The following is a 13131-nucleotide window of genomic DNA, read 5'->3' on the forward strand; positions in this document are numbered from 1 at the left end:
TTACGTTTTTACCACGTTACCCCTATTCGATTTTTTTTAAAAACCGATCCCACCTAAACTCATCTTGGTAGTTAGACAACAATACACACTGTACTTTACCTACTATATTCTCTTTTGGTAAAAACCCAAAAAATCTAGAATCAAAAGACTCTTTTCTGTTATCACCCATCATAAAAAAATAATCATGCTTAAAAACATAGGATAACGCAAGCTTTCCGTTAATTAAAAACAATGATTCAGATTTTTCAATATCACCCCCTTCATATAAGTTTATAATAGTTTTATAAATTGTATAGTTTTCTTCATTCAAAATAACCTTCATTCCTTTTTTAGGAATAATTACCGTTCCTAAATCATCAATAGTCCAATGTTTTCCTTCGGGGTTAGCAAAAAGCACCTCCTTATCATTAAATACAGCTAAGTTTAAGCCTAAAGAATCAATGCATTTTATTTGTTTCATTTTTTTAAGCTCGACATTTGTCAATTCCGCTTGCATAAAATTAGAGTCGTTTATATCTCTATTAATAATTTCATTGATTCCTAAAGAATCTATTTTATCATAAAATGATTTTTTGTCATTTACTTTAAAACGGTATCTATTTCTCATAGTCCCTACAAACTCTTGCTTAACTTTATTTATATATACATGCCCCTTTTTTATATCTAAGGTATCTCCAGAAATACCAACAACCCTTTTTACAAAAAACACGTTTTTACTAAAATTTTCATACACAAAAACATCTCCATTCTTTATTTTTGAAGCACCGGACCATCGCTTGTAACCCCACCAATTAACCTTAATTGAATCTCTAGCCTTTTTATTAAAATAAAAAGCAATGTTTATCCATGGAATATCAAAAGGCGAGCGTGGTAATCTTGGACCATATTCTAACTTATCTACTATAATAATATCATTAGGAAACAAGGTGTTTTCCATAGAAGAACTTGGGATTTTATAAATGTCGCATACGAAAAGCTTTATACTTATAGCTATTGATGCTATGAATAAAAACAAAAAAAAGCCTTTTATAAATTTCTGTAAAAAGGGAATCTTAATAAAAGCTATGAAATACATCATCCCCCAATAAACTAGTGAAAAAAGAATAATACCAAAACAAATCCATGAAACTCCAATAGAAATAACAAATAATGCTAATAAAAAAAATAACACATATTTTGTTTTTAAATATTTAATCATAATTCTTTTAAATAAACAGGGTTCTGTTCTTTTCAAATTAAACCTTCTAAAACAGGCATTTATTTTTACTATCCTGTCAATTTATTACACGCTTTACTTATTCCGTTTGAAAAGTGTTAAAACGATACCACATGTTATTTACTCTCAACTCTATATTGATTGCTTTTTACAATAAATAAGGGCAAATAAATAAATATACCAATCAATGAAAACATTAATCCCCCTATAGAACCGACAGCAAAAGAGAACCAAAAAGCTTCATTTTGTCCACTCCAAACAAAAGGGATTAAACCAACAATAGTTGATACAATAGTTAATATTACAGGTGTTATTTTGTAATTAAATGCTTTAAAATATAGGGTCCCTAAATGTCTATTTGGATAATCTTTTCTCAAATTATTAAAATCGTTAAGAATGTAAAGTGCAGAATTCACACTAATACCACTTAACAAAATAAAGGATGCATAGCCCCCTTGATCAAAATTGAAATCAAATAGATAAAACGTTAAGAACACCCCAATAAACGATATAGGAATCATACTGATTATGGCGAAGGGCTGCTTTAGAGACTCCAATAAAATGGCACATATAAAAAAGATGATGCCTATTACTATGAACAAATAGTAATACTGTGTTTCATCTTTTTTGTCCCATCTACTATATTTTTGTTCAAATACTTTATAGCCTAAAGGCAATTTAGGCTCAAAACTTTCAATGGTTCTTTCTCTTACTTTTTGAGCTAATGGTGCTGTTCCAATAAAATCGTATGCCACGGTCAAACTATATTGTTGGTTTTGCTTTTCAATAGTGTTACCTGTTTTCTTTTTTTCAATCGATGCTAATTGATTTAACTTATATTGCTTATTCTGTATGGTAATGGGCGTATTTTTTAAATCCCATACATTAAACTTTTTATACTTATCTGACACTAGCTTGACATCTTGTAATTCATTGTTTTGGATAATGGACGTTAACGGCCCGGAGTGTAATTGATTTTTTAAGTACCCATACAACTGTATTTGTGAAACATTTGCAAATGCCAATTTATTAGCATCAAAATCTAAATAATACTCATATAAGGCATTATCCTGCCATCCCCCACTAGTTATTTCGACCTCTCTTACTCTGGAGTTTGAACTGGCTTCAAGTTGTTGTTTTAATTGTTCTGCATAACTATATAATTTATCATAATTATAACCTTCTAAAACAATTCTGTTCTGTTTATAGCCCGTGCTTAAAGCATTAGAAAACCCCCTACCAACCCCTGTAACAGACCAATCTAAACCTCCTAAGCTAATGGCCTTGGACTCTAGCAAACTTTTTAAGGTATATGGAAACCCACTAAACTCAAAATCTTCCTTAAAATAAATTGAAATGCTAGAATTTCTGTAACTGGATATTCGTGTTTCAAAAAGTGCTATTTCATCAAACTGACTTAAATAGGATTCCATTTTTGTTATCGCCTCATTAAGTTGTTCTATAGTACAACCGTCAGGCATGGACCCTGTAACTCTTAACGTTGTTCTTTCGGGTTCAGAATAATACGAATTTTCAAAAACATCTTCAGTAAAAAGTCTTAAGGCTCCTCCTATTATTTTCTCTAAGGTTGGTCTTAAATCGTTGGCAAACCATTCAGCTCCTATACTTTTGTTATAGAGATTAGCCATAAAACCGTCTCTCTCTATGTCTTTGGGCAATAGCTGAAAAGGAATTCCAAAACCTAATATAAAAATTAAAATAAAAGCCCATTTAAAACGTGGTTTTTTCATCCAAAAAATAAGCCTTGAATATAAATTGGTAAATCGTATAATCCTTCTTTTCCGTTTCCTCGAAAAATGGACACGTTTCTTTGATAGATTCATTTTTTCTAAGAGTGCTGGTACATAAAATAACGACACCAATAAAGAAACCCCTATGTTTATGGCTATTACTAAAGCAAAATCAAATAAATCTGCTTGTTGACTTTCTTCTAATAGAAAAATAATCATCAATGCTCCAATAGTTGTTAAGGTGGCTGCTAAAATGGCTAAGAATGCTTTTTTATTGCCCTTATTCCTAATATGATCTATCATGATAATACTATTATCAATGATGATCCCGAAAGAAATGGTAATACCCGCAAATGAATATAATTGGAGTTCTACCTTGAATAAATAATAAAAATTAATGGCTATTAGTAAATTGGTAATGATGCTTAAAAACAAAATAGCTAAATATTTAAAACTTCTATTTATAAGTAAAATCAAGATTAGCAAAATAAGAAATGAAAATAAGGTGCGTTTTTGTATTTTCTGTAATTCTTCAACCACAAATTCCGTGGTGTCTTGGGTTAATTTAATACTATATCCCGTATCTAGTTCTTTACTTAAATCATCAACTTTTTCTTTAACGCTATTTGCCAAATCAATAGTGTTTACACCTTGCTCTGCATAAACAGTCATGTTTATGATATTCAAACCATTTATCCTGTAATAACTCGTTACGTTGGCTTCTTTATAGGTAACTGTTGCAATATTTCCTAAATAAACAATTCTATTGCCAATCTTTTTTATGGGAATCTTAGCCCAGTTAATATCTGTATCAGGCTTATAAGATAGGTTTAACACTATTTCATGATCATAACCTTCCTTATTTACCCTAAACATGCCACTACCCAATTCTTGTTCATTAAGATACACATTGATAGCACTTTGTATATCGTTAACCGACATGTTAAGTTGTAAAAGGGTATTGGTATTGTATTCTATAACCCATTCAAAAGGAACTGCGCCATAAATATTAACTTGATTAACGCCTTTTAACGTTGATAATTGAGGTGAAATGTAAGTCTCTGCATATTTTTTAATGTAATATGGATTTTCGTTGGCATGGATACTATATGATAAAATGGGGACCATATTTTCGTTGGCAGCACTTAAAGATAAACTTGGGTAACTAACACCCTCTGGAAGCTCTGGGTAAGATTGTCGAATTAAATTCGCTATTTCAAAGCGCAGGGCATCCATATTGCTATTCTTTTTAAATTGAATAGCAATATTCCCCCAACCTTTATATGATGTGGAACTAATATCTTTAATGCCTTTTACAGTATTAAAAACACCTTCTAGTTTGGATGTTACCTCTTGCTCCATCACTTTAGCAGAAGCATCTTGCCAACTAAAAGATACATGTATAGATGGTAATGTTTTTGAGGGTGCTAATTGAAGACTTAATAAAGGGATTAAGCTTGCTCCTATAATGGATAAACATATAAAAACGGTAAGTATAGAAAAAGAAGAAAACTTAAAGTTCATATTATTAATGTCTTTGTAGTGAAATCAAACAGAAATACTAATTTACAGATTTTAACAGTCTATTCCACTGAAATTCATCTTGGTAATTGGAATATAATACACATTGTACTTTACCAATAATATTTTCCTTTGGGACGAAGCCCCATATTCTAGAATCCATGGTACCTCCTCGATTATCGCCCATCATAAAATAATAATCATGCTTAAAAGTATAGTGGGTTGCTTTTTTATCATTAATATAATAAGCACCGTCTATCTCTTTAACGCTACTATTTTCTGAGCTATTAATAGCCTTTTCATAAATGGCCAGATTTTCATCATTTAGTACTATATGCATGCCTTTTTTGGGGACTATTATTGGCCCATATTGTCAAACGACCAATTATATAAAGGTCTAAAAAAGAGATTTTTTTTTTCATTTCTCCTTGTATTTCTTTAATAGCTGTAGAGGGAATTTTCACATCTTTATTTATGAGTTTCTTAACCATAGTTATTTCCTTTTCCTCTTGTCCAGACATATCATATAATAGTTGGCGTAAATTTACTTTGAAATTATTTTGTTCTAATCTTTATAGGTATAAATCATTAAAATTGCATTGTCTCCTGTTTTGATATTTTTAATCTTAACATTTTTCATTAAATCTTCCTCGTTAATCAATTGTTCTGCATTCATAAATCCAACGAGACCATCATTGAACCCCCAATTTGGGATAAATGGAATTTCATTAATATCGTTTTTTGGTATACCAACGTTATGTATGTTTTTGCTTGTGTCAATCCAATCAATGCGACGAACTTTATTGTGAAAATAATCTAAAACAATGTAGTTTTTATGAAAATAAAAGTTGTTTCGTACTAGAAATTTAAAATCTGGACTTAGCATATCATAATTGTTTACATTATCATTTTCGGGTAAACCTTTACTGCCAAAATCTAATACATACTTATGTTTGAAAGTAAATTCTTCATCATCTAATTCATAGATAGAACTTGAAAAATTCTGCGAAAAATAGGTTTTGGAATTATTTATTGCAAAATTATTTGAGAATCCATAGTTAAATTTGAATTTCTTTGAATTTGGTTCAGAAATCGGCAAAAGTTTGTTTTTTATTTTTAAATCTTTAGATGTTGCTATAAACTGACCGGATTCGTTTTCGAATTCTAAAATTTTGAAGATAAATCCTCCTTTGGTAATCCAAAAATCTGTCGCTGTAAAATCAATTTTTATGGAGTTAACATATACATCATTTTTAAAATGGAGGATTTTTCCAGATATATCCATTATGTATAGATTGTTATTTTCAACATCAAAGTCACTTATTGAAATATATTCATCGGGACCACTCCCCATTGAAGATAATTTTTTTTCAAATTGACCATGACTATTAAAAACAAGAATTGAATTTCCAATATTATCAAAAATATAGATTCTATTATTGATGATTTTCAATTTTTTAATAGAACCTATTATAGACTCTTTATTTGTTTCTAAAGGTAAAAACGTTATAGTTTTAAAGTATTTAGAGAGCATAATAAAATTGTTATGAGACTCATATGGTATTTCTAAAGTTGTTTGACTAATATCATTATTCGTCTTAGAGCAACTAAAAAAAATTAATATTAAAGAAATTGATAGTATTATTCGATATTTCATAATGTATTGTTTTTTAAGATTGTAATACTCTATTGTTTTATGTTTTAATTGAGATTTAAAAGTCTACCGAAGTTTTTATAAGATATTTGATTTTTATGACGTTTTAAGGAATACAACTCTTTAGGTGTAGTTAGTTTTTAATGCTTATTTTTCGTTAGTTTCAGAAATTTCGGCAAAAACAATTAACCATATATTATTTTTTATGTACCACTTTATTTGAACACAATTATAGCCGTTTTTAGTAATTGCACCAGAAAGTTGAAATATAATTTGTCGCGTGAAATAACGTTTATGTCTATATCATTTTCATTATTCACTATCTTAATTTAAGTCTTTTTAAATTAGCAAAAACACGAAAATCATACTTGCTATTTGATTTTTCGTGTTTTTTTGTAAATGAAAGGTGATAAATTAATTTACTGCTTTTAGATGACTAACAACTGCAACTTGTGGCACTGCAACTGGCTACGCCAAGATTTGGGTCGGTGGTCGTAAATGGAGTACATGAAACATATGAACAGCACGGGTTGCCCTCTTTATTAAATTTCCAAAGCGTTTGTTTTATATATCTACTGTATGTTGTTGGAGGATTACTTTCACCTCCTTGTGCATTGGCAATAGTTATACTCATTAAATTAACTGAATTGATATCTTTACTATCTTTGACGTTAGTAGTAGCAAAAAACATCGCTACAGCAATCACTGCAACACCTAAAATCCCTATTATTCTCTTCATTTTTTATTAATTTTAAATTATTAAATAAATATTTATTTTTTTGTAAAAGTCCTTAAGGAAATACTACTTTTACTAAATATTAAATAGCATATTTTTAACAACTATTTAGTCAATAAAAAATTAAAGACTTCCTCTGGGTTTTATGAGTGTCTATGTCATAGGCTTTTATTTTAGTTAAACAATTTGTGATTATATTTTTTAACATGGAAATGCTCAGAGGTTTTTTTAAAGTTAATTTATCCTATTATTTATTAATTACTTCAAAGAAAACACATGACAAGGACAAATTCTGTCACTTTGCTATTTTTTTAAAAGATATTTATTACTTTTTCTGCAATACATTATGGTTTTACCTTCATTTCTAAGATTTGAAATCATTCGCTTTATAGTTCTTACACTACATTCATAATCATTGGCTACTTTTTCTAGGTCACTCAATCTTTTATGTTCTATCAAATACAACAAATGATTTTCTTTTTCTTTTCTTTCAGAGTAGGTCATATCATAATTATATTTTAAAATTTTAAAGATTAATCTTCTAGTATCTCATTAAAATCTTGTACCAAAGGGGTATTTGTTATAAAATCATACAAGGTTAATTGCTGCACGTTATAATACAATGCCCAATAGCTTTGTAAGGCTTGTATATAATTTTCGTTGGCCTGTTGCCAAGCTTTACGAGTCGAGGTTAAGTTTAGGAAATCTACACTTCCCGATAAAAAACGCTTTACGGTTAAATTATAAGACTCTTTTGAAATCTCACTGGTTTTTAAGGCTCCTAATACCAGTTCTTGTTGTAGGTTAAAGTCTAAAACTTTTAATGTAATATCCTGTTTATAGGTGTCTTCGTTTTGTTGCAACTCAATATCTGCAACATCTCTATTCATTTTAGCCGTTTTTATGTTGCCTCTGCGCTCCCCCCAATCTAAAATGGGCACATTAAGTTGTATAGCAATCATTTGTTGGTCTAAAAACCTACCATAAGCATCTACAAATGTGTTCGCTTGTTGATTTAACCCGTAACTAGCGGTTAAAGACAGATCAAAACGATTGTCTTTAATGGCTTTATCTAAATCTCTTAAAGCTTCAATTTTCCTAAGCTTTAAATCGAGTATATCTGGATTGTTTTGATATGCAAGATCAATAGCCTTATTTAAATCTATTGTTAGTGTTGGTATTAATTCTGGTAGTTCTGGAATGGCGTGCTGTGGCAATTGATCTCTTAAAAACAGCTTCAATTCGGACTCTGCTTTTTGTAAATCTTGTAAATTTTGAGTTAAGTTTGTATTTGCATTATATACATCCAATTCTAAATTTAGAAGGTCGCTACGTTCTATAGCAATCAAATCGTAACGTTTTTTGCCAATATTGAATAATTTTTCGGCAGAAACTTTATTTTCCTTGGCTATCTCAACCTTTTTACTCGCCAACGCCCATTGGAAAAACAAATCGACTGATTTTAAATTTATGGTTTGCAATTCATATAAAAAATCCTGTTTTGCCTTTTGAAATTCCAAGGGTGCTATTTCTTTTTGCCATTTGAAGCTATTGAATGCCATAATAGGCTGCACCAAACCAATTCTAACTGGTGTGGCATTATAACTTTCGGTTTGTAAATCGCCAATATTCTCTAGCCTGTTAAAACTGGAATTGACAAATAAGCGTGTGCCTGTTACCCCTATATTTTGACTTAAAGACAGGTTGGCATAACTATTTATGGTTTGTTGTTGCCTGAACACATCTATATTCTGTTCAGAATCATAACGCTCTATCAAGGCTCTGTTAAACGTAAAGGGTCTGGTTTCAAAATCAATTTTAGGAAGTAAACTCGATTTGAATGATCTAAATTGCCAATAGTTCACACCATATTGTCGTTTCGCCTTAAAAACATCTAACGAGTTTTTACTGGCCAGTTCTAAAATATCCTGAAGAGTGATTTTTTGACTAATAGTTGATATGGTATTGCTTTGTTGTGCTATTATATTTGTGAAACTCAATAGAACACATAGTTGAATGGTTATCTGTTTTATTTTCATACTCATGATTTATGTCTTTTAGCTAAATAATAGTAACAAAGTGGTATAAAATACAGACTGACTATAGTTCCCAAGAGCATTCCTCCAATTAGCGCAATAGCTAAAGGCGCTTGTAATTCTGCCCCCAACCCATTTAAGAACAATAAAGGTACTAAGGCTAGAATGGTTGTTAAACTTGTCATCAATATTGGCTTTAAGCGTCTTTGTCCTGCTACCAATAAGGCTTTCATTAAAGAAAAACCTTGACGCTGCAATTGAATGATGGTATCCACTTTTAAAATAGAATCATTAATAACGATCCCACACATCACCACAATACCAATCATGGACATGAGGTTAATACTCATACCAAAAAGTTTTAAAAATAAGAAGGCACCTGCTAAATCTATAGGGACTTCCAACAATATAATTAGCGGCAACACAAAAGATTCAAATTGGGATGCTAGAATAAAATAGAGCAACACTAAAGAAATTAATAACACGACTTTAAGTTCTCCCATAAGCTGTTTATTTGAAAAATAACTTCCATAAAAATTGACATCATACCATGTATTATTACTCACAACGTCTTGCACATCATTAATGATAGGTTCTACCTGTGCATCTTCAACCTGAAACTCTAAAGGATAATATTCACCTTCTGCACCTCCTGTAATACTTTTTAAGTCTTCAGCCTTTACGATTTTAATAAAGTTTTTGATTTGAAAAACAGCACTGTCTTTAGACTTCACCGTGGTTTCATTTAAAATAGCATCGAGATGATCCGCATGATTCCCTAATATAACAGGGACAAAATTTTGGTTATCGACAACAGATAAGATTTCACGTTCGCTAAAAGCACTTTTTAGAGTGCTAAACAATGTATTGGCGTTTACATTATAGGTCATTAATTTTTCTTGATCTGCAACCAATGTGATGTGTTCTTGCCATGCTATAGGTTTTAAATCCACTCCCTCTAAGCTTTCATGAATTTGATACCATACGTTCTTTAATTGCTTATTTTGCTGGCTTCCTAAGTTTTCTATATTCCTTAATCGAGCTACTAAAGGTGTTTCCTTATTTGAAAAAATTAAACTAAAAATATTGTCAACGGCTTTATATTGATATACTATTTTTGGATACTTATTTGTTAAGATGGCATCCAATTGCGATTTTACACGTATTAATTCGTTTTCGGTATTCGTTTGCAAGTAAATAGTGGCTTCAGAGGTTTTGGCATTGGAATCTTTATCCAACAAAAACTGTTGGGTTCCCACTAAAGCCGTTTGATTAACCAACCTATCTTTTATTGAATTTAACAAATCCAACACTCTGCGTTTGTTTTCTTCAACATTTATAGGCTCATTCCAATCAATCTTAATTAATGTTTCATTACTTTTTAATGTTGGCATTTGGGTTGTAGGCAACAAACTAAACAATACGACTGTTAATGTTAAAAGTACTATAACAATAGCAAAAGACATCCGTTGCTTTTTCATGACCCACCTAAACCCTTTCTCATATAAAGCTGTATAATCTAAGGTGTTTGTTTTCGCTAAAAACTGACTTATTCTTCCAACTTTAGCATGCCTTTTTAAATGAAACAAACGGTATAAAACTGGCAATAATGTTATGGAAACCAATAATGATACAAATAAACCGATACTGATGGCCATAGCCTGATCGTAAAACAGAGCTCCACTAATACCACTTAAAAAAACCAAAGGCAAAAACACCGCACAGGTGGTTAAGGCTGAACTGAGTAAAGGTTTTAAAACCTCGTTCGTGCCCACAATACAAGCTTTAGATAATTTAAAGCCTCTTTCCCTATATTGAGTAATATTGTCGATAACAATAATGGAGTTATCTATCATTAATCCAATACCTAAAACCAATCCAGACAGCGAAATAATATTTATTGAGATGCCAAAAAGATGAAAAAACAATAAACAAATAATAATGGAGGTTGGTATAGTAACACCTATAAGTAGAGGTGATATAACGTTTTTCAAGAACAAAAACATAATACCAAAAGCCAAAAGCATGCCCCATAATAAACTTTGAAACAGATTATTGATGGCATAATCCAATAACTTCGTTTGATCTCTTGTAATAGAAAAATTAATATGCGGATAGTCATTTTTTAAGGCATTTATTAATGTATCAAGCGAGGTCTTTAAATCCCCCATCCTGGCATCACTCTGTTTTATAATCGCCATTGTGACCGCTTCATTTCCATCAGATAAAACTAAACCCGTTCTTTTTTGCGGATGCTCAATAACTTCAGCCAGTTCTTTTAACTGAAATACACGGTTATTCTGATTGATATAAATGGATTCAATATCTTTTATATTATTTAATGAAGTTCCTAAGCGTACATCGTATTGATACTGATTGTCCTTAATCAATAAGCTACCTATATCTAAATCGTTTCTCTTAATATGAGATTCTAAATCTTCTAAGGTGATGCCAAGGGCATCCAATTTGTTTCGGTTGGGTATGATAAGAATTTCTGGTGACACCAAACCACTAACATCTACCATGGCGACTTCATTAATCTGCTCTATGCGCTTGCGAATAACCTGATTTGTAAAACGGTTAAAATCCACAAATTTCTGTGATACTGGATATAAAACGTTTTTCTGGTAAGTAGAACTTTTTAGGTCTTTAGTCGGCACTTCTTTAATAGTCATGCTTAAATAAAATACAGGAATATCCGTCGCACTGGCTTTAATAACTTTTGGGCGTTTAACAGCCTTTGGGAGACCTCCCATAATTCTATCTATTTTTTCATTGACTTCAATAAATGCATAGTCAATATTGCCACCATGTGTAAAACTTAACTTAATAACACCTATTTCGTTACTTGTTTCGCTATTGATATCTTTTAAATGGCTCACCTGCATTAAGCTAGCTCGCAATGGTTTTACAACAGCATCTTCCAATTGTCTTGCCGACATATTATCTGCCTGTACCTGTACCGTAATCTCTGGGATGTCAATATCAGGCATTAAAGAAACAGGAATGAACCCAAAGGCATAAGCCCCCAAAATAAGGATCCCCAATGCCATCATTAAAACGGCTATGGGTTTATGTATTAAAAATTTAACCATAATGTCTTAATGACTAATTATTAGATTTAATTAGAACCTCGCTATCGTGAGCTAAATTTAAATTGTTGGAAACAATAATGGTATCACCAGGTTTTAACGACGCACTACTTTTATCAGGGTTTGGTATGACGGCATAGGCTTTACTGTTTTCTAGCGTAGTAAGAATATATGTCCAATAAGCTTTTCCGTTTTTGACCATAAATAACACCTCTTGATTATCTCTTAAAACAACAGCCGGTTTAGGCACCACAAATTGATCTGGAATATCTTTTTTAATAAACACCTTTACGTTCATGCCCTCTAATAATTGACCATCATTTTTTACTCGGGCTTTTATTAAAATAGTGCCGTCTTTTTCAACCTGTGGGTTTATGGTGGTTATGTCGCCTTCGTAAGATTTACTTGTGGCAAAAGGGGCTATGGTTATGCTGTCTTTTGCTTTTATATCTTTAAGTTCAGACTCAATTACATAAAATTCCACTTCAAAAACAGCATCGTTTATTAACGTTATAAACTCTTTACCCGAATTAATTTGGTCGTATTTCTTGCTATTAATATTGGCCACCTTACCACTAAAAGGTGCTGTGAGTTTGGTTGATTGCAAATCGAACTTTGCATTTTCTAATTGGTGCAATGCATTCTTATAGCCAGATTTAATCGCCATCATATCATACTCTTCTTTAGGTATAGTTTCTTTGTTATTGGGGTTAAAACCACGACGTATCTGTAGATCTTTAAATTCTAAAGTAGCCTGCTTTAAATCTATTTCTGCTTTACTTACTTTTTGCTGATAAGTAAAAGCATCCAAACTAGCCAAGAGCTGTCCCTTTTTAACATAATCGCCGTCTTTAACGTGAATGTTGTTGAGTTTTTCGCTGACATTAAATTTTAGGGTGCTTTTTTCTAAAGCTACCAGTCGTCCATTACTGACTAACTCTTTTTTAAAAATACTTTTATCTAAAACCATGATATCTACCTCGTTTTTATCTGGGAGATATTGTTTTTTTGTAATGTCTTTATCTTCGTTTTTCTTGGTCTTATTGCAAGATTGAAGAAGGGATACCATAAAAATTATAAATAAAAGTTTTTTTAAAATAATTTTTGCTGTTATCATGGATTATT

10 protein-coding genes are annotated in these 13131 nt (G+C 31.1%); all 10 read right to left on the minus strand.

All coding sequences use genetic code 11. The features are described 5' to 3' along the window. Positions 1 to 22: 22 nt before the first annotated feature. Complete coding sequence (gene lepB, locus QLS71_RS03045; RefSeq protein WP_308990444.1) at positions 23 to 1198, minus strand: signal peptidase I; 1176 nt, start codon at positions 1196 to 1198, stop codon at positions 23 to 25. Between the two features lie 134 nt (positions 1199 to 1332). Beyond that, positions 1333 to 4491 carry an efflux RND transporter permease subunit gene (locus tag QLS71_RS03050; RefSeq protein ID WP_308990445.1) on the minus strand — a complete coding sequence of 1053 codons (3159 nt, stop codon included), beginning with the start codon at positions 4489 to 4491 and terminating at the stop codon, positions 1333 to 1335. Positions 4492 to 4528: 37 nt separating this feature from the next. Beyond that, complete coding sequence (lepB, locus tag QLS71_RS03055; RefSeq protein ID WP_308990446.1) at positions 4529 to 4828, minus strand: signal peptidase I; 300 nt, start codon at positions 4826 to 4828, stop codon at positions 4529 to 4531. Continuing rightward, positions 4809 to 5009, minus strand: a complete 201-nt coding sequence (locus QLS71_RS03060; RefSeq protein ID WP_308990447.1) for a hypothetical protein — start codon at positions 5007 to 5009, stop codon at positions 4809 to 4811. The genes lepB (QLS71_RS03055) and QLS71_RS03060 overlap by 20 nt, the downstream gene beginning before the upstream one ends. Before the next feature lie 44 nt (positions 5010 to 5053). After that, positions 5054 to 6145, minus strand: a complete 1092-nt coding sequence (locus tag QLS71_RS03065; protein ID WP_308990448.1) for a 6-bladed beta-propeller — start codon at positions 6143 to 6145, stop codon at positions 5054 to 5056. A gap of 433 nt (positions 6146 to 6578) precedes the next feature. Next, positions 6579 to 6881 carry a hypothetical protein gene (locus QLS71_RS03070; RefSeq protein WP_308990449.1) on the minus strand — a complete coding sequence of 101 codons (303 nt, stop codon included), beginning with the start codon at positions 6879 to 6881 and terminating at the stop codon, positions 6579 to 6581. Between the two features lie 300 nt (positions 6882 to 7181). Continuing rightward, entirely contained in the window at positions 7182 to 7382 is a 201-nt protein-coding gene (locus QLS71_RS03075; RefSeq protein ID WP_308990450.1) for a hypothetical protein, read from the minus strand. A gap of 29 nt (positions 7383 to 7411) precedes the next feature. Then, complete coding sequence (locus QLS71_RS03080) at positions 7412 to 8923, minus strand: TolC family protein (protein WP_348636601.1); 1512 nt, start codon at positions 8921 to 8923, stop codon at positions 7412 to 7414. Beyond that, the gene (locus QLS71_RS03085; protein ID WP_308990452.1) at positions 8920 to 12009 is read right to left on the minus strand and encodes an efflux RND transporter permease subunit; all 3090 of its coding nucleotides are present in this window, start codon (positions 12007 to 12009) and stop codon (positions 8920 to 8922) included. The genes QLS71_RS03080 and QLS71_RS03085 overlap by 4 nt, the downstream gene beginning before the upstream one ends. 13 nt (positions 12010 to 12022) lie before the next feature. Continuing rightward, positions 12023 to 13123 (minus strand): efflux RND transporter periplasmic adaptor subunit, encoded by a 1101-nt coding sequence (locus QLS71_RS03090; protein ID WP_308990453.1) that lies wholly within the window; start codon positions 13121 to 13123, stop codon positions 12023 to 12025. Positions 13124 to 13131 lie beyond the last annotated feature (8 nt).

Source organism: Mariniflexile litorale (assembly GCF_031128465.2).
GTDB lineage: Bacteria > Bacteroidota > Bacteroidia > Flavobacteriales > Flavobacteriaceae > Mariniflexile > Mariniflexile litorale.